General features: G+C 62.2%; 11 protein-coding genes. 7 read left to right on the forward strand and 4 right to left on the reverse strand.

Going from position 1 to position 19,025, the window contains the following annotated elements; all coding sequences use genetic code 11:
* Positions 1–103: 103 nt before the first annotated feature.
* Together ACYU81_RS17480 and ACYU81_RS17485 are read right to left on the reverse strand one after the other, a co-directional pair.
* The gene (locus tag ACYU81_RS17480; protein ID WP_460988974.1) at positions 104–2,566 is read right to left on the reverse strand and encodes a TonB-dependent receptor; all 2,463 of its coding nucleotides are present in this window, start codon (positions 2,564–2,566) and stop codon (positions 104–106) included.
* Between the two features lie 187 nt (positions 2,567–2,753).
* Positions 2,754–3,404: a TetR/AcrR family transcriptional regulator gene (locus ACYU81_RS17485; RefSeq protein WP_449469044.1), complete on the reverse strand. Its 651-nt coding sequence runs from the start codon at positions 3,402–3,404 to the stop codon at positions 2,754–2,756.
* Positions 3,405–3,544: 140 nt separating this feature from the next.
* Between ACYU81_RS17485 and ACYU81_RS17490 the strand changes: the two genes are divergently transcribed.
* From ACYU81_RS17490 to ACYU81_RS17500, 3 genes are read left to right on the forward strand one after another with little or no spacing between them, the layout of a single operon-like run.
* Positions 3,545–4,969 carry an efflux transporter outer membrane subunit gene (locus tag ACYU81_RS17490; protein WP_460988975.1) on the forward strand — a complete coding sequence of 475 codons (1,425 nt, stop codon included), beginning with the start codon at positions 3,545–3,547 and terminating at the stop codon, positions 4,967–4,969.
* Positions 4,966–6,045: an efflux RND transporter periplasmic adaptor subunit gene (locus ACYU81_RS17495; protein WP_449469048.1), complete on the forward strand. Its 1,080-nt coding sequence runs from the start codon at positions 4,966–4,968 to the stop codon at positions 6,043–6,045. Before ACYU81_RS17490 ends, ACYU81_RS17495 begins: the two co-directional genes overlap by 4 nt.
* A 2-nt stretch (positions 6,046–6,047) precedes the next feature.
* A complete protein-coding gene (locus ACYU81_RS17500) occupies positions 6,048–9,128 on the forward strand; it encodes an efflux RND transporter permease subunit (protein WP_460988976.1) in 3,081 nt (1,026 codons plus the stop codon).
* Between the two features lie 200 nt (positions 9,129–9,328).
* On the opposite strand, the gene ACYU81_RS17505 is transcribed toward ACYU81_RS17500, so the two are convergent.
* A complete protein-coding gene (locus ACYU81_RS17505) occupies positions 9,329–9,616 on the reverse strand; it encodes a hypothetical protein (protein ID WP_460988977.1) in 288 nt (95 codons plus the stop codon).
* Between the two features lie 60 nt (positions 9,617–9,676).
* A complete protein-coding gene (locus ACYU81_RS17510; protein WP_460988978.1) occupies positions 9,677–10,327 on the reverse strand; it encodes a TetR/AcrR family transcriptional regulator in 651 nt (216 codons plus the stop codon).
* 155 nt (positions 10,328–10,482) lie between these two features.
* On the opposite strand from ACYU81_RS17510, the gene ACYU81_RS17515 reads away from it, so the two are divergent.
* The 4 genes from ACYU81_RS17515 to ACYU81_RS17530 are packed head-to-tail and all read left to right on the forward strand — an operon-like array spanning position 10,483 to position 19,021.
* Positions 10,483–12,702, forward strand: a complete 2,220-nt coding sequence (locus tag ACYU81_RS17515; protein WP_460988979.1) for a glycoside hydrolase family 3 C-terminal domain-containing protein — start codon at positions 10,483–10,485, stop codon at positions 12,700–12,702.
* A 3-nt stretch (positions 12,703–12,705) separates the two neighbouring features.
* Positions 12,706–15,576 (forward strand): glycosyl hydrolase, encoded by a 2,871-nt coding sequence (locus tag ACYU81_RS17520; protein WP_460988980.1) that lies wholly within the window; start codon positions 12,706–12,708, stop codon positions 15,574–15,576.
* Complete coding sequence (locus ACYU81_RS17525) at positions 15,573–16,580, forward strand: alpha/beta hydrolase (RefSeq protein WP_460988981.1); 1,008 nt, start codon at positions 15,573–15,575, stop codon at positions 16,578–16,580. Before ACYU81_RS17520 ends, ACYU81_RS17525 begins: the two co-directional genes overlap by 4 nt.
* Positions 16,577–19,021, forward strand: coding sequence for an alpha-L-rhamnosidase-related protein (locus ACYU81_RS17530; protein ID WP_460988982.1), 2,445 nt, complete (start codon positions 16,577–16,579; stop codon positions 19,019–19,021). Before ACYU81_RS17525 ends, ACYU81_RS17530 begins: the two co-directional genes overlap by 4 nt.
* The last annotated feature ends 4 nt before the right edge of the window (positions 19,022–19,025 follow it).

Genomic DNA, 19,025 nt, shown 5'->3' on the forward strand with positions numbered 1-19,025 from the left:
GCATGTGTTAGAAAATGCTGACTGGTTCCGGATCGAGGACCCCACACATTTTTTAAGATGGAGGCCTCCACGCTCCGCGAGGAGCATGGAGGCCAGCCTGTATTTACCACTTGAAGTTGAGGGTGGCACCAAATTCACGTGGGTTCATGACATTGACTACGCTGTAGCCCGACTGGAATGCGCCTGCGACGACAGCATTGGTCTGTACTTCACCCAGCCCGATATTGGTAATCCGGTTCTGGTTGAGCACATTCTTCGCGAAAATGTCGAGTTCCCACTTGTCGTCATTTGAACGTACGCCGACAAACAAGTTGACGAGTTCACGATGCTTGAAGCGGTATTGCGACTGCCACCAGTTGTAGCTGGGCGTATAGGTGAGCAGGCCCCGCACGAATGGCGTGACGCTATCCATAGGGAAACGCATTTCCGTGTTGGCGTTCAAGCTGAAGTCAGGCGTATTCGCTAACCTATCGCTTATATTGCAGTAACTAACATTGCCGGATCCAGTGACGGCTGGCAGACCCGTAGTGTTGGGTGTTCCAGTACCCGCATAGTCATTGCAGGGCAATCTGGCGTTATCCCATCTCGCCTTCGTATAGGCTGCGGCAACGTTCAGATCCCAGTTCGGTGTTGGGCGCGCATCGATTGACGCCTCAATGCCCTTGATCGTAGCATCGCCATTATAGTTGAAGTCAAAACCGCCGGTAGTTTGACCTGGATTGGTGGGCGAGGACCAGAAAATGCTGTTGAAACGGCTGAGAAAACCATCGAGTTTCTGATAGAATGCCGCAACGGTGTAATTCAGCTTCCGATCAAATAGCGCTCCCTTCAAGCCCACTTCGACCGAGTCTGTCTTTTCCGGCCGCGTCTGAATGAGATCGGCGGATACAACAGCCGGACCCGCGACCTTTGTACTACCTTGACGGAAGGAATGGCCATATGCGGCATAGACATTCAGTTCTGGTGTCACTTCATAGTTGATAGTCGCACCTCCAGTGATCGGAGTGTTCCGGGTGCGTTGAAGTGATGTCGGGATGATTTCTACCGGCGGTGAATTGATGAAGCCGGAGAGCCCTTGCTGCGTCGTCTGCACATTCTTAATGATCGAATAGCGTAGACCGCCTTGGATAGTTAGCGGACCAGCCTTGTATCTTAGATTGCCGCTGAATGACCATGTCTGCGCGTACACAGGCACAGTTACCAAAGCCGTGAGCGGCAACTGATTGGGAATTGTATAGGGCGCGAAGTCTCCCGGACAACCGGCGGCTGCCCCGCCGACCAATGCACAAGGCGGGTTGACTTGCGCGGTAGGTGCTACGGTGTAGAGAAGCAGGCTGCTGTCTTGGGCAACTGTTGTGGTGCCAGTTTGCTTCGAATAGAACGCGCCAACACCCCAGCCAAGACCTTCATCATTGTTCGAGCTTAAACGCAGTTCCGCGGTATCGACCTTGTAAGGCGTCACTACATCCGAAGGCTGAACGTAGCCGGGAATGGCGTTGGCAACATCCAGGTCACGGGAAATCTTCAATTTGCTATACTGATGCGCTCCGACGAAGGAGAGTGTCGCAGGCCCAAGGTCATAGTCGAACTGGAGATTGACTAGGTGCGTTTCGTTCTGATTGCGGAAGATGCCTTCCTGCACCGAACCGCGATCGGAAACGCTTAGCGGTGGACCGGACATTACGCTTGTGTCTGTAGCGAAGGGACCGCCCCCAAATGCTGGAGGCACGAAGATTGACGGTATACCAAATACTGTGCCGTAAATGCCCAGTGGGGTATTGCCGTTACCGACCACCTGCTGAAATATTCGATTGTCCGCATGCAGATATTGATAGGTCAGGTAAGCGGTGAAGTCGGTGCTGGGTTGCCAACCAAGGGTAACGCGTGCGCTTTCCGTACGGCTGCGCGAATATTCATCACTATTGACGTTTCGCACCTGATTGAGGCGGTTGCCATCGACCACACCCGCTACGCGGATAGCTAGTGTATCGGAGAAAGGCAGAGAAACGCCGCCTTGAACGTTGTAAGCGTGTCGGTCGGTGCCGGTGGCCTGTAAATTTCCTTCGATGCGGTCGAATACGGGCTTGCGAGTAGCGATCGTTATCGAACCCGCTGGCGCTGACAGGCCGCGGAGCAGTCCCTGAGGACCGCGCAGCACTTCGATCTGCTGTATGTCGTAGATTGCAGTGAAGACTGTCTGCGCATCCGCCGGAATTTCGTTATAATAGACTTGGACTGCGGGTCCGGTGCCCTGATCAGGGTCGAAAGTGACACCGCGCAGGGTCGTGGTGTTGTTACGGCCGGTCGTGTTGGTCAGTTCCAAGCCTGGTGCGAGTTGGGAGACGTCCTTGATGTCGAAGATCTTGAATTTTTCAAGCTGTTCGCCAGTTGCGACGTTCACCGACATCGGCACGTCCTGAAGTTTTTCCGCCCGGCGCGTGGCGGTGACAATGATTTCATTGTTGGAATTTTCTGCCCCGGCCTGTGCATAAGCCAGCGCGGGTACAGCAAAAGCAGAAACGCCAGCGCACAGAAGCGCTGCGCGTGAGGCACGCTTAATTCGCATCGATAATCCTCCCCTGAGGGTGTTGCTGTTAAACGGCTCTCGTTAATTTGGGCCGTTTCGTGCACTATATTCGAGTGGACAACGCTGGCAACGCTTTTCTGAACGGCGACGTGCGAAATGAACCGGATGAGCAAAATTGCTTGGCCGGTTGGATGGGCCGAACGGGAAGTGTAACCCTAACCTTCTGTCAGCAGCTTTGCGTTGGCGCCAAGATGCCGCCGCAAAACAGGCCGGTCAAACGGCGTGCATGAGCATTGAGATGGGCCGGGTCGATGCGGTTTTCGGCCTCGCCCTGGAAAAAGCGGCGATGGGATTCAGAGAGGATGAGGCTGGTGAGAGACTCAGCCGCGAAGGCCACATCCTGATCGGGAATGGTTCCCCGGTCGACCAGCGACTGTAGAAATGCGATCATCGGATCGAGATAGCGGCGCACGACGACCTGTTCGATATGAGGGCGGGCTTCTTCCATGAAGGAGGGGTTTAGCATCAATAGACGGCGCATGCCGGTGGCATAGGGTTCGCACACTTCGACAAGGCACCCCTGCACGAATGCGAGCAGGCTTTCCTGCCAGTCTGAACAGGGAGGGACGATCATGGGCTCCAGACCATAATTCAGCATTTGCCGGACGACTGCGGCAAATAGCGCGGATTTGTTGGGATAATGGGCGTAGACGGTTTTCCGCGACAGGCCGGATGCGGCGATGATCGAGTTCATCGTGAGGTTCGGCCCATGTTCGACGAGCAGCTGCATGGCGGTATCGACCAGGCGCTGCTCGACGTCGCCGCTTTCTTCGCGGCGGGGGCGGCCGGGGCGGCGGATGGGGGGAGTGGAAACCATGAAGGAAAGCATTGGCAAAAAAAGCTCCGGTTGAAAATAAACAATCTTGTTTCTTTTTGTCGCCGCGCTATCCGTGTCGCTGTCGATCAAGGTTGGAGTCATTCCGCTTGCCGCTTTCTGGCCCGCGCCGTTCCTCGTTTATGCTCTGTGCGCTGCTGTCGGCCTGCGCGCCGTCGATCGAACTCGCGCGACCCAGGATCGCGTTGCCCGAGCGGTTCGAAACGGCACCTGCCCCGGCCGCCGAGGAAAGGCTGGACCGTTGGTGGAGCCGTTTCAACGACGCGCAACTTTCCGCATTTGTGGAACAGGCGCTGGCGCAGAATACCGACGCCCGGTCAGCCTATTTCCGGCTGCGCGAGGCGCGCGCGATTCGCGATCAATCGCTGTCGCAGCGCCTGCCGACAGGCGCCATCAGCGGATCGGCCAAGATACAGGATGGCAGCCAGCTGTCGGGAACCGATCTGTTCGGGTCCACCGCGCGCAGTGACAGCCAGTCGCTGGCCTTCAGCCCCAGCTGGGAACTCGACCTGTTCGGCAGGCTGGGCGCGATCGGACAAGGGGCGCGGGCGACTTATGTGGCGGCGGCCTATGATTATCATGCGGCCCGCTTGAGCCTGGCCGCCGATGTTGCGAGCGCGCTGTTCGAGGCGCGAGGGCTGGCTGTGCAACGCGACGACGCGCAGGAGGGGCTGCGCATCGCAAGAGAATTGGAACGGGCGTCGCAGCTCGGCCGGGATCGCGGGCTGGTGGCGGCTTCGGAAACGGCTCGGCTGGAAGGCGACGCGGCAACGGCGCAGGCAGAGCTGACGCGGATCGAGACGGCGCTGCGAAATGCCAAGCGGTCATTGCTGGTCCTGATCGGAACGCCGGACGCCCCGACCGATAGCCTGCCGATAGAGGCGCGGCTCGACATGGCGCCGCCGGTCCCGCCGCTGCTGCCCGCGACGCTGCTGACGCGGCGGCCCGATATATTGGCCGCCGAGGCGCGGGTCGCGGCAGCGACGAGCGCCGTCAAGGTCGACAGGTTGGCGCTGTTCCCCCGCTTCACGCTTCAGGGCAATGGCAGCATCAACCGGACGTCCGGGGTGGCGGGCGGCGTTTCGAGCCTCTGGTCCATCGCCGCAGGATTGAGCCTGCCGATTCTGGACCGTACGCGCCTGATGGCGCAATTGCGCGCGACGGAGGCGCAGGGCGAACGCGCCGTGGTGAGCTATGAGGCGGCGGTGCAGGCGGCCTTCCGGGATGCCGACATCGCGCTGGCACTTGTCGCCGCCGACCGGGTGCGGCTTGCCGACCTTGGCCTTGCCGAGGAACGGGCGCGCTTTGCGTTTGATGCCGGGCGCAAGGGCTATCGCGCGGGCCTGATCGACCTTACCACGCTGATCCAGTCGGAACAGACATGGCGCGCGGCACGCCGGGCGCTCACCAACGCGCGGACACAGGCGCTGGGCAATGCCGTTGGCGCGTTCCGTGCGCTGGGCGGCGGGTGGAGCCCGGACGATCCCGCGACGGCGCCTGAACAGCAGCCGGTCGCCCTGCCTATTCAATCCAAGGAAATGCCGTGACCTTCAAGCCGCGTCCCTTTGCCATGGCGCTTCCCCTCGCCCTGCTGCTTGCCGCCTGCGGTGGGGGCAAGGAAGCGGCGAAGGAGCCGCCGCCGCCGACCGTGACGGTGGCCATGGTCGATCATCGAGCGCTGGAAGGGGGCCTCAGCGCCTCAGGCCGCCTGATCCCGCGCGAGGAGGTGGCGGTCGCGCCGGAGCTTTCGGGCTACCGCATCGCGCGCGTGCTGGTGGAAGAAGACGCCAGGGTGGGCGCGGGACAGGTATTGGCGGTGCTGGACGATACGCTGCTGCGTTCGCAGATCGATCAGGCGCGCGCGCAGTTGAGCCAGCAGCAGGTTGCGTATGAGAGAGCTCGCATGGACGCGGGCCGCGTGGCGGGCCTCGACAATCAGGGCGTGCTGTCGCAGGAGGCGATCGACCAGCGGCGCATTGCCGCGCGATCGGCGCAGGCCGCCGTGGGCGTTGCGAAGGCGCAGCTTGACGACCTGCTGACCCGCCAAAGCCGGTTGATCATCCGATCGCCCGTGGCAGGCCGTGTTCTCCAGCGATCGGCACGTCCGGGCGAGCCGTCCGCATCGGGCACGGTGCTGTTCACCATTGCGCGCGACGATCTGGTTGAATTGGATGCCGAGGTTGCTGAAGCGGCCATGGGAACGCTTTCCATCGGTGATCCCGCTACGGTCACATTGGCGTCGGGCACCAGGCTATCGGGCAAGATCAGGCTGCTGGGCGCGCGCGTCGATAATCAGACGGGGCTTTCGAGCGCGCGCATCGCCTTGCCGGTGAACCCGCAATTGCGCCCCGGCGGCTTTGCCAAGGCGGAGTTCGTCAAAGCCAGCGGCACGGTGTTGGCCGCGCCTGAAGCCGCGGTGCATTATGATGCCGACGGCGCCTATATGCTGTTGCTCGACAAGGCCGACCGGGTTCATCGCGCTTCGGTGCGGACAGGGCGGCGCGCGGGTGGCATGGTTGAGATATTGAGCGGCGCGAAGCCCGGCGTGCGAGCCGTGCTGGGCGGCGGCGCTTTCCTGCTGGAGGGTGACCGGGTGCGGATCGCCGCTGGCAGGGGCAAGTAACCATGCGCATTTCCGCCTGGGCCATCCGCAATCCGATCCCGGTCGTTTCGCTGTTCATCCTGCTGACGATCGCGGGAATCGTGGCGTATATCGGCCTGCCCATAAAGCAGTTCCCCAACGTCAATTTCCCGGTCGTCAGCGTGACGGTGACGCAAAATGGTGCGGCGCCCAGCGAAGTCGAGAACCAGATCACCCGGCCGATCGAAAATGCGTTGAGCAGCGTGGCGGGGGTCAAGCATATAAGCTCCACGGCCGTGCTGGGATCGTCCACGACGACGGTCGAGTTCGAACTGCACAGCGACATGCAGAAGGCGACGGACGATGTCCGTACCGCAGTGGAGCGCGCGCGCATCGATTTGCCGCCGGGGATCGACCCGCCGCTGGTGCAGCGCCTGGACATCGATGCCGCGCCGATCCTGACATATGCGGTCAGTGCGCCCGCGATGGGCAACACGGAATTGTCGCGCTTCGTCGACAAGGTGGTCACGCGCGCATTGCAGGCCCAACAAGGCGTGGCGCAGGTTCACCGCATCGGCGGCGCGAACCGTGAAATCAACATCGTGCTGGATGCGCAGCGCATGGCGGCACGGGGCGTGACCGCGCCGCAGGTGAACAACGCGCTTGCCGCGTTCCACAGTGACGATCCGGGTGGCCGTGCCGATGTGGGGGCGGTCGAACAGACGATCCGTGTTCTCGGCTCATCAACGACCATCGACAGGTTGCGCGACCTGGCGATCCCGGTTCAGGGGCGTTATGTCCGCTTGGGCGACATTGCCGAAATTGGCGATGGCGCGGCCGAACAGCGCGGGTTTGCGCGGTTGGACGGCAGGCCCGTGACCGCGATCCAGATCAGCAAGACGCGCGAAGCGAGCGACATCAGTGTCGAGGACCGGGCGGTGAAGGCCATAGCGCAGATTCAGGCCGAACATCCGGGCGTCACCTTCACCAAGCTGGTGTCCACGGTGGATTCGACACGGCGGACCTTTGCATCGACCCAGCATGTGCTGATCGAGGGCATTTTTCTGGCGGTGATCGTCGTCTACCTCTTCCTGCGCAACTGGCGCGCGACGATCATCGCGGCGGTGGCCATGCCGTTATCCCTGATCCCCACTTTCGTCCTGATGTCGGCCATGGGGTTCAGCCTCAACAGCATCACGCTGCTGGCGCTGACATTGGTGATCGGCATCCTGGTCGATGACGCGATCGTGGAGGTCGAGAATATCGAGAAGCGGATCGAGACCGGCGAGACGCCCTATCGCGCCGCGTTGATCGGCGCGGATGCCATCGGTCTGGCCGTGATCGCGACGACTGCGACGATCATCGCTGTGTTCGCGCCGGTATCGCTGATTCCGGGGCAGGCGGGGCAGTTTTTCCGCGAGTTCGGTTTGACCGTGGCTGTTGCGGTGCTCTTCTCGCTGGTCGTCGCGCGTTTGCTGACGCCGCTGATGGCGGCCTATTTCCTCGTGCCGCTCAAGGATCGGGTGCATCGGGAAAAGCGGCCCGTAAACCCGATTTACGGCCGCATATTGGATTGGGCCTTGGCACACCGATGGATGACCATGGCGATCGGTGGCGGGATTTTCCTTCTGTCGCTCCTGCTGGCGAGCCTTACGCCGGTGGGATTTCAGCCGGTCGGCAATCCGGGCTATCTCTACATCGCGGTGCAGGGGCCGCCCGGCGCGACGCGTGAGGACATGGCGCGGGCGGTCAACGACGCGACCCGCATGCTGTCGGCGGAGCCCGCTGTGGAACGGGTCTTTGCCCAGGTGGGATCAACGTCCGGCGGCTTCAGCGCGGGCGACGATATGCGCACGGGAACGCTGACCGTGGTGCTGAAACATGATCGCGACGTCACGACGGACGAGTTCCGCCAGATTATAAGGCCGAAATTGCGCGATATTCCGGACGTGCGCCTGTCCAATCAGGGCACGTTCGGTTCGGCTGGCGTCAACATCGTGCTGGCCGGGGAGGATGGACAGGCGTTGGAGCGCACGCAAATCGAACTGTTGCGACAGATGCGCAACGTGCGGTCGATTTCCGACCCCCGCCCGGCGCCGCCGCCCGCAGGCCCGGAGTTGATCGTGACGCCCCGGCCGGAGGAGGCGTCGCGCCTCAACGTCGATAGCCGAACGCTGGCCCAGGTGCTGCGCATCGCGACTATCGGCGACATCGACGCGAGCGTGGCGAAATATTCGGATGGCGACGAGCGCGTGCCGATCCGCGTCCGCCTGCCCGAAGGATCGCGTCAGGATCTGGAGACGATCGCGAACCTTCGCGTGCCGACCATCGATGGGCAGACGACGCCCTTGTCGGTCGTTGCGGATATTCGGTTCAAGGCGGGACCCGGCAAGATTGTGCGCTATGACCGGGAGCGGCGCGTGTCGGTGGAGGCGGATCTGGTCGCCGGGCGGACATTGGGTCAGGCTTTGCAGGAAGTGAACGCGTTGCCGGTCATGCGTAACCTGCCCAACGGGGTCCAGGAAGCGAAGACGGGCGATTCGGAAGCGATGTCCGAGCTGTTTGGCGGCTTCATGCTGGCGATCGTGGGGGGCATCGGGCTGACCTTTTCGGTGCTGGTGCTGCTGTTCAAGGGCTTCTTCAAGCCGGTGGTCATCCTGGCCGCGCTTCCACTGTCGCTGCTGGGCGCCTTTGCCGCGTTGACGCTGTTCGGCAAGACGCTGGATTTGCCCGCGATGATCGGCCTGCTGATGCTGCTTGGCCTGTGCGCGAAAAATTCGATCCTGCTGGTGGAATTTGCGATCGAGGAGGAGCGGGCGGGGACGCCGATGACCGAGGCGCTGCGCAATGCATGCCGCGAACGTGCGCGGCCGATCGTCATGACGACGGTGGCGATGGCGGCGGGCATGCTGCCGACCGCGTTGGGCATTGGCGAAGGCGCGGAATTTCGGCAGCCGATGGCGCTGGCGGTGATCGGCGGCCTCATCACCTCAACGGCGTTGTCGCTGATCTTCGTGCCGGTGATCTATGAGATCGTCGAAAGCATCGAAAGGTGGATCGCGCCAAGGGCCGCGCGTCTGGTGACGCCTCGTCAGCCGGGGGATGACGATCCTTTTCCCATATGATGGAAATGTTGACAGGTGCTCGCCGGTCGCTTGACTTATCGAACATGCATGTTCAATTAGATGCGCCTTTTAGGCACTCTCCTACACCTACCTGGGCCGGCCACAAACCGGCCCTTTCTTTTATGTGGCGGTAGGGGCGCCCAACAGAAAAAGGGCGCTTGCGCGCCCCTTTCCCTCAATAATGCCTGAGCTTTTTGCCGTTAGGGCAGCTTGGACAGATCGGCGTCGATCGCCGCCAGACGGGCGTCGGTGACATCGTCAGGCGCATATTGCTGAATCGCCTTCAGCGTCATGGCGCGGGCCATGTCGACCTGATCATTGCTGGTCATGCCGGGAATATACTTCTCGACAATCGCCTTGGCAGCGGGGTTGTCGAGCAGGACACCCAGTTCGGTGTCGGCAGAGGTGTACTTGGCGGTAGCAGCAGTTTCCGCCAGCGCCGGAGTGGCGAGCGACAGAGCAGCGGCAGCAAGAATCAAAAATCGCATGGAACAGGATCCTCCGTTTGTGATATTTCCTATATCGCACGATGTCGTGCTAAATTCAAGTCACCAGCTTTTGCGGGCCGCCATCAAAAGATCGACGGTTTTCCGGGCGGCGCCTAACAGTTCGGCTTCGACGATCGGACCGGCGCTGCTTTCCTGCAATTCCCACCCGGTGATGGCGGCTACAAGCTGTCGAGCGATCGCGGACGGGTCGCGGGCAGGAATGCCGTCGCGCACGGCGGCTTGGCTGATGTCGTCGCTGATGAGGCGCACGATGTAGAGATAGCCTGCTTCATACATGGCGCGGGCGAGTTCGGGGAAGCGTTCACGATTGGCGAGCGTCAAGAGCTGGAACGCGTGCACTTCCCGCTGAAGCAGCGACCGCGCGATGACTTGCGCGTGATGGTGGAGGCGTTCGGCAATGTCATCGGTCAGCAGATGATCCTGGCTTGCCGATATAAGCGACCATTGCTTGACGCGATCATGGATGACGGTCGTGAACAACGCTTCCTTCGAGGGATAGCGGGCGTAAAGCGTGCCCTTGGAAACGCCGGTGGCCGCAGCGATATTTTCCATCGCCACGCCGTCATAACCCTGGTCCAGGAACATGCGGGTGGCGGTGGCCAAGATGGCGCGATCGATCGCGGCGACCTGTTTCGCGTCGGGTCGGCCCCGTTTTGGGGTGAATGCTTTCTCGGTCTTTGTAGCTGGCATGACCGCATCTCTGACTCAAGCCATGGGCGGAAGCAATGGCCTTCTGAAATAAATCGAACGACACCGATCGAATATTGACGTGTGCGCTCCTGGAACGTAAGAATGTAAACTGCCGACAATCGGAAAATGTCCCCCCAGCGGAGAGGCTGCACATCATGAAGAATTCCTCATCCATCCTGTTGCTTGCTGCCGCGGGGACGATGCTGACGCCGGTCGGGGGACATGCCCGCGATGCCCGGAATTCACCTGAGCGCAGAGCGGCTGAGACCCTGTCGAAAATGACGGGCGAGGAGAAGGTCCGGCTCATCCACGGCCCCATTACAGGCATGGTGAGTCCGTCAAAGCGGCCGCAGGGAATACCGGTAGGTGCGGGATATATTGAAGGAGTGGAGCGCCTTGGCGTTCCTATGCTGGTGGAAAGCGACGCAAGCCTTGGCGTGTCCAACCTGATGGAAATGCGCAAGGGCGATGTGGCGACGGCATTGCCCTCAGGGCTTTCGCTTGCGTCCACATGGGATCCGGAAATCGCCCGCGCGGGCGGTGCGATGATCGGCGCGGAGGCGCGGGCCAAGGGTTTCAACGTGATGCTGGTGGGCGGCGTCAATCTGGTGCGCGATCCGCGCGGCGGCCGCAATTTCGAATATCTGGGCGAAGACCCGATGCTGGCTGGGGAACTGGTCGGAAGTCAGATCAGTGGCGTGCAGTCCAACGACATCATCGGCACGATCAAGCATTTCGCGCTCAACAATCAGGAAACCGGTCGCAACATCGCATCGGTGAACATGGATGAGCAGGCGATGCGCGAGAGCGATCTGCTGGCTTTCCAGATCGGCATGGAACGCGGCAAGCCTGGGTCCGTGATGTGCGGCTATAACCGCATTGGCGGTACTTTCGCTTGTGAGCACCCTTTCCTGCTAAACGACGTGCTGCGGCGTGATTGGGGCTTCAAGGGTTATGTGATGTCGGACTGGGGCGCGGTGCATTCCACCGAGGCCATCATCGCCGGCCTCGACCAGCAATCAGGCGAACAGATCGACGGCAAGCGCTATTTTTCCGACCTGATGGTGGAAGCGGTCAAGGCGGGGAAGGTGCCGCAGTCGGCGGTCGACAAGGCGGCCGGACGCGTGCTCTACGCCATCTATGCCCATGGCGTGGCCGACAAGCCGCTACAGCCGGGCCAGTCGATCGATTATGACGCCAACGCCGAGGTAGCGCAGCGTGCGGCGGAACAGGGGATCGTCCTGCTGCGCAATGAGGGTGGCATCTTGCCGCTGGCCGCTTCGGCGAAGACGATCCTGGTGGTCGGAGGCAATGCCGATGTTGGCGTGCCGAGCGGCGGCGGTTCGAGCCAGGTTAATCCCGTGGGTGGACTGAAGCGCGTTTCCAAGGGCGCGGAAAGCGGCCCTGCCGCTGGCTTTGCCCGTCGCGGCTATGGGGGCACGGCTCCGCTCGATGCGCTGCGCGCCGAGTTTCCGAATGCGGTCGTCAGCTATCTGGACGGCAAGGATGTGCCAGCCGCTGTCCAGGCAGCGAAGTCGGCCGACATCGTTGTCGTTTTCGCGGAGAAGTACGCGACCGAGGCCATCGACCATAAGGACCTGTCGCTGGGCGAGGGTCAGGACGACCTGATCGACGCGGTGGCAAGCGCGAACGGAAAGACCGTCGTCGTACTGGAAACCGGCAACCCTGTCCTGATGCCCTGGCAGGCCAAGGTCCCGGCCATCCTGTCGGCATGGTATGGTGGCCAGCGTGGCGGCGCTGCCATTGCGCGGGTTCTGACCGGAAAGGTGAACCCGTCCGGTCATCTGCCCGTGACCTTCCCCGCCTCCGTCGATCAGTTGCCCAATCCAGTGCTTCCTGGCTCCGACGCGGCGCCAGCGGATAAGGAAACGCGGGCCGTCTATGGTCTTCAGGCGGGTTTGAAGCCGTTCGACATCGTCTATCCGGAAGGATCGGACGCCGGTTATCGCTGGTTCGACAAGAAGGGACTGAAGCCGCTTTATCCTTTCGGATACGGTCTCAGTTACACGCAGTTCCGCTATGAAGGGCTGAAGGTCACGGGCGGAAAGGCGCTGTCTGTCCGCTTCACCGTGGTGAATGAGGGTCAGCGGGACGGTGCGGACGTGCCGCAGGTCTACGTCACCCGGCCGGGCAAGGCCAAGCGGTTGATCGGGTGGGCGAAGCCCAATCTCAAGCCTGGCGAAAGCAGGGAAGTCACGGTTACGGCAGAAATGCGCGTGATCGCAGACTTCGATGCAAAGGCGCAGCGTTGGGTGGTGCCAGCGGGTGACGTCAAGGTAGAGGTGGGCACATCCGCCGCTGATCCGGTGCTGACCGGCACGGTGCGGCTGAACCGTATGATCCGGAGGCCCTGAGCCATGACAGCGAAGCGTTTGATGAAGAACTGCCTGCTGGCGGCAACAGCTATGCTTGCACTTGTCCAGGCTCCGGCTTTTGCAGGTCCGCTGGACGATCATTTCCAGAGCCCGCCCGTCGATGCTCGGCCCCGGCTGCGTTGGTGGTGGCCGGGCGATGCGGTGACGGATCAGGAATTGCAGCGTGAGCTGAAGCTGATGGCGGACACCGGATTTGCCGGTGCGGAGATTCAGTCGTTCACGCCCAATTTCGTGACGCTTACGCCGGACGAGAAGGCACGCGTCGATCAATATGCCGAGCCGTCCTTCTTTGCCCATGTCCGTGCCGCGGGGGAGGCGGCGAAGGCGTTGGGCCTGACGCTGGACTATACGCTGGGTTCGTCCTGGCCGTCCGGCGGCGGCTTTGCCATCCCGCCGGAACTAGCGTTCACCGAACTCGCCATGGCCAGCACCCAGGTCAGGGGCGGCGAGGCCGGTCCGATCAAGCTCAATATACCCAAGCGCACAAAGCGGCTGGGCGCGCTGAGTATGTTCGATGCGCGCGTCAAGGACCCGAAGGTAGCAGACTGGGGCAAGAGGATGGAGGGCCGCGCGCGCACCGTCGCGGTCGTTGCGGTCAAGGGCAATGCGCCCGTGCTTCACCCTGCCGTGCCGGGCGCGATGGGCATGACATTGACGCCGTGGCGGGATGTGGTGACGGCAGGCACGCTGGACCCGGCAAGCAGCGTGCTCCTGACCAGCAAGTTGCGTGATGATGGCACGCTCGACTGGACGCCGCCGCCGGGTGATTGGCAGATTTTCGTGTTCCGCCAATATGCGTCCGACGTCGGTGTATTGGGTGCGGCCGGGCAGGGGCCGCAGCTGATACTGGATCATATGAACCCGCAAGCCTTTGCGGCGCATGCGGCGCGCGTCGGTGATCCGTTGGGGAATGACCCGGTCGGAATCCGATCGACATTCGTGGACAGCCTGGAATTGATGCAGGATATTCAGTGGGGACCTGAATTGCTGCAACAGTTCAGGAAGCGGCGCGGCTATGACCTGACACCCTATCTGCCCTTCGTTGTCCAGCCCGGTTGGATGCAGGCGTGGAGCGAGCATTGGTCGCCGCCCTATTTCGACACGGCGAACAGCGATGTGGCGGAACGGGTTCGCGCCGACTATCGCCGCACGGTTTCAGACATGATGATCGAGGGGTTCATCCAGCCTTTCGTGGCATGGAATCATGCGCATGGGCTGAAGGCCAAGTTCCAGGCGCATGGCGGCGCTTTCGATACGATCCGGGGATATGGTCTGGCCGACATACCGGAGACCGAGGATTTGCCCGGTTCAGGCGATCCTTTTTTCATGCGGATGGCCCGGTCGGGTGCGCATCTCTATGGGCGTCCAATCGTATCGGCGGAAAGTCTGGCATGGGGGAATCGCCCCTATGATGTGACGCCCGACGAAATGCGGCGGCGGGTCGATGCCTTCATGGCGGGCGGCGTCAACTCCATGATCCTGCACGGTTATAATTATCGCTTCCATGCCGACGATTGGCCCGGCTGGCACGCTTTCCAGCCAAGCCCGTTCGCTGGCGGCTTTTCCAACATGTTGAACGAGACCAATCCGGTGTGGCCCGCAATGAAGCCTTTGGCGGGCTATATCGGCCGCTTGCAGGCCGTCATGCAAGCAGGTGAGGCGGTGGTTCCGGTCGCCTATTTCTATGGCCGCTACGGCTATTATGTCGGCATCGAGGATGACGGCGCGGGCAAGCAGGCAGCGGAAAAGGCATTCCTGGCGGGAGGCTATGATTTCGACCGGATCAACCCGGATTCGATCGCTCATGCGCGGATCGAAGGGAAGCAGCTCGTTTCGCAGGGCGGCCAACGCTATCCGGTGCTGGTGTTGCCGCCGATCGACGGCATTCAGGCAGAGACAGCCGAGGCGATCGCGCGTTTTGCCAAGGCGGGACTGCCGGTTTTCTTCACCGATCGAGCGCCGAGCCGGGATGAAGGGCTCGCCCAGGCTCGCCAGCGTGATGCGAGGGTGAAGAAGGCAGTCGCCGCCGCGCTGAAATCCGGAGCTAAGATCGTTCCCGCCGCGGACATGACCGATGCGCTGCGGGCAGCGGCGATTCCGGCCAATCTGCGCTTTTCCGGTGACGCTGCCGATCTTTACTTCGTCCAGCGGAAGATCGAGGGCCGCACGGCGACCTTTGTGTACAACAGGGGAGAAGCCGCACGGCAGGTGACGCTGACGCTGCCCGAGGTTGGGGGCGTGACGCGGTGGAATGCGATGAACGGCACGGTTGCGCCTGTGTCGGCGCGCGTCGCTGGGCAGGCGACCGACGTGCCTCTTAGCCTGGCGGCGGGGGAAAGCGCGCTCCTGATGCTCGATCCAACGACGCAGGCTGTCACCGTTCCGGCATCCGCTACCGTGGCCAGCATGACGCTGCCCATGGATGGATGGCGGCTTCAGGCGGCCGGTCATGTCCAGCGCAAGCCCTATAGCCAGGATTTCGCCTCTATCAGTCTGAAAGACTGGCAGCAGATGCCTGAACTGGCGCGCTTTGCAGGGACGGGAACCTACAGGCGCACGATCAATGTCGATGCGGGCTGGCTGACCAAGGGAACAAGCGTGATGCTGGATCTGGGGGAAGTGCATGACGTCGCTACGGTGACGGTCAACGGGCAAAGCTTGCCCACGCTGTTCAGCGCACCGTTCCGCGTCGATGTGACGAAGCTGGTTCGCGCGGGCAAGAATGACATCAGCGTTGCTGTCGCCAACGTACCCCAGAATGCGATGATCGATCCCAAGGATACGATTTACAAGAAGCTGAAGCCGGTTCCGGCCGGATGGGTGGGGCCAGCGAAACTGGAGGCGCAACGGTGAGAGGGCGGCGTTTCGCAGCCGCGATCGCATCCTGCCTGCTGATCGCAGCGGCGCCGGTCGTAACTTCTCCAGAAGCGGGATTGAAGTCGGTCAATCCGGAGTTGCGGCCGGTCGCGCGCGGCATCATGCAGGCGCAGCGGAGCGGGGCGATGTACAAGCCCGCCAAGCCCGGCCCACTGCCCGCAGGGGTCGAGGAGCGGCAGGCACCCGGATCGCGCGGGCAACCGCCGGTGCCGGTCTATGTCGTGAACGCTAACGCCGAGAAGGCATCGCCGCGCGGCGCCATCTTCTTTGTTCATGGCGGCGGTTTCATCGGCGGCGATGCGCGGGACAATCTGCCCGCGCTCAAGAGCCTGGCCGAACGGCTGAACTGCGTCATCGTGTCGGTGCAATATCGGTTGGCGCCGGAGACGCATTTCCCCGGACCTCTGGAAGATGCCTATGCGGGTTTGAAATGGCTGCATGGCAATGCCGCCGCACTGGGCGTCGATCCGGGACGGATTGTCGTCTTGGGTGAAAGCGCGGGCGGCGGCTTGGCTGCTATGTTGACTATCGCGGCGCGTGACAGGGGCGAGGTGCCGGTCGCGTTTCAGGCGCTTATCTACCCCATGCTGGACGATCGGACGGGTTCTTCGCGTCCGGTGCCGCCGCATATCGGCCAGCTGATCTGGACGGCGGAGTGGAACCGGAAGGGCTGGCAGGCGCTGCTTGGGCGGCGGCCTGGCGCTGCCACTCAGCCTGAAGGCGCGGTGCCTGCGCGGGTGAAGAACCTCAAAGGGCTTCCGCCGACGTTCATCGGGGTAGGGTCAATCGACCTGTTCGTGGACGAGGATGTAGAGTTTGCCCGCCGCCTGATCGATGCAGATGTCCCTACCGAATTGCTGGTGATACCAGGCGCTTTCCATGGGTTCCAGCTGATCGTGCCGCGCGCGGCCATATCCCAGCAATTCAATGCCGCGCTCGATGCAGCGTTGGCCCGCGCCCTTTCGTCGGAGAAGAAATGATGAGGATGGGCGCATTGCTGGCTGCTTCGCTGATGTTGGGCGCTGCGCCCGCCGCTATCGCTCAGACGGGTGGCGCTGAGGGCTGGATCAGCCATGCGGAGGCGGGGCCAACGGTGCGCCCGATCGTCCTGCATTTCCGCCGCACGCTCGACCTGCCGGGCAAACCGCGCTCTTATAAGGTGCGAGTGACAGCAGATAACCGTTTCATATTATTTGTGAATAGTGCGCGTGTTGCGGCAGGGCCTTCGACGGGCGACATCGCCCATTGGCGCGAGGAGAGCATCGACCTTGCGCCCTATATGAAACCGGGCGTCAACGTCATCGCGGCGACGGTGTGGAACGGTGTCCAGCCACTGAAGCTGCCCGCCAATGCCACGCCCGCGCAGGTTTCGGCGGCTCAGGGCAGTTCGCTATTCACCAATACCGCGCCGCTGTTCCAACAGAGCGTCGCGACCGGGTTTCGCCTGATCGGCGAAGGCGAGGCGGCAGAGCTTTCGACTGACCGGCAGGGTTGGCGAGTGAAGCGCGACCAAGGCCGTGGCTTCGCCAATGGCTGGGGGCAGGTGAAGCGATGGTATTATGTCGCGGGCAACCCCGAGAAGATCGATGCGGCGAAGGCTGATTTCGATGCCGCCGGGCCGCAGGAGAAGGGCGAGGGCTGGCAGAACGCTATTCCCGCTCCCGATGCGGCGAAGCGTACGCTGGTGGCCGAACGGCTGCCGCAGCAATCCTATACGCCTGTGGCAGCGGGCAAGGTGGTACGGACTGACCTGCCTGCCGCCATGGCCTTTCCCGCGCGGGCAGTGACGATCCCGGCCAACAGCAAGGCGACCTTGCTTATTCAGCGCGATGCGATGGTTTCGGCCTATCCTCAGTTGGACGTGTCCGGCGGCAAGGGTGCGGCGATCAAGCTGCTGTGGACCGAGGCGCTGTACGATGCGCAGGGCCGCAAGGGCGACCGCAACCTGATCGAGGATCGCAAGCCGATCGGCATTTGGGACAGCTTCATCGCCGACGGAGAAAAGCGCAGTTTTGCCCCGCTATGGTGGCGGACATGGCGTTATGCCGAAATCACGGTCGAGACCAAGGATCAGCCGTTGGTGCTGGAGGGGCTGCGCGCGTACGAGACGGGCTATCCGTTCCAACAAGTCGGTAAGTTCCAAAGCGATGATCCTGAACTTGCACGGATTTTCGATATAGGATGGCGCACGGCGCGGGTCGATGCGCATGAAACCTATATGGACACAGCCTATTGGGAACAGCTGCAATATGCGGGCGACACGCGCCTTCAGATGCTGATTTCCTATGCCGTGTCGGGTGACCCTCGTCTGGCGGAGCAGGCGATCGATGCCTTTGCTGCGTCCGATGTCGATGGCGGGCTGATGGAGGGCGCCTGGCCGACGCGTGGCAATAATGTGATCGCGCCCTTCGCGCTGATGTGGGTCGGCATGCTGGATGACTGGCGATTGCGCCAGCCCGATCCCGCGCCCATCGTCCGTAACATCCCGCGCATGCGCCGTGTTCTGGACTGGTTCGAAACCTACCGCCGTCCGAGTGGCCTATTGGGCAAGAACCCGCAATGGAACTTCATCGATTGGGTCGGCCAGTCCGCCACCGACCGGACCATCTTTCCTTCCTATGGCAAGACGGATGAAAGCTGTTTGATGAGCGTCAACTGGCTCGGCGCTCTCCAGCAGGGAGCAGCGATCGAGGCAGCCTTTGGCGACGCCAGCCAGGCGCAGCGCTATGCCGCGCGTGCCGAGACGGTGAAGGCAGCGATCCGCAACCGGTGCTGGGTTCCGGCGCGCGGTCTTTATGCCGATAATCCTGACGGCGACCGAATCAGCCAGCATATGAACGCGCTGGCTGTCCTTTATAATGTTGCGAGCCGCGACGAGGCCGGGGCCATCATTGACCGGATAATGGTGCCGGGCAAAGGGATAGACGCGCCGGAAGGGATCACCAGCGTCAGCTATTATTTCTCCTGGTATCTGGCGCAGGCGCTGGTCCATGCGGGCAAGAGCGACCGTTATCTCGACATGCTCAAGACGTGGCGTGATCTGCTGGCGATGCACTATACGACCTGGCCGGAAGAGCGCGACGACGCGGGACAGGGGGGCAAGGGCCAATCGACGCGATCGGACAGCCATGCATGGAGTGCGCATCCCAGCGCGGATTTATTGGGTATCGTGGCCGGGATTGGACCTGATGCGCCGGGCTATGCGCGGCTGAAGGTTGAGCCCGCACTGGGATCGCTCAAGAGCCTGTCCGCAACCGCTGCCACGCCTCAGGGGCCGGTCAGCGTCCGCTACCGGATTTCGGGAAGCACCTTGAATGCCGAGATCACCCGGCCGACGGGGTTGCCGGGCGATTTCCGGTGGAATGGCAAGCGCTATCCGCTTACCCGCGCCACCACCAAGCTGAAGGTGCCGGTGCGCTGAGCGG

The sequence above is a fragment of the Sphingobium sp. TomTYG75 genome, assembly GCF_054771635.1.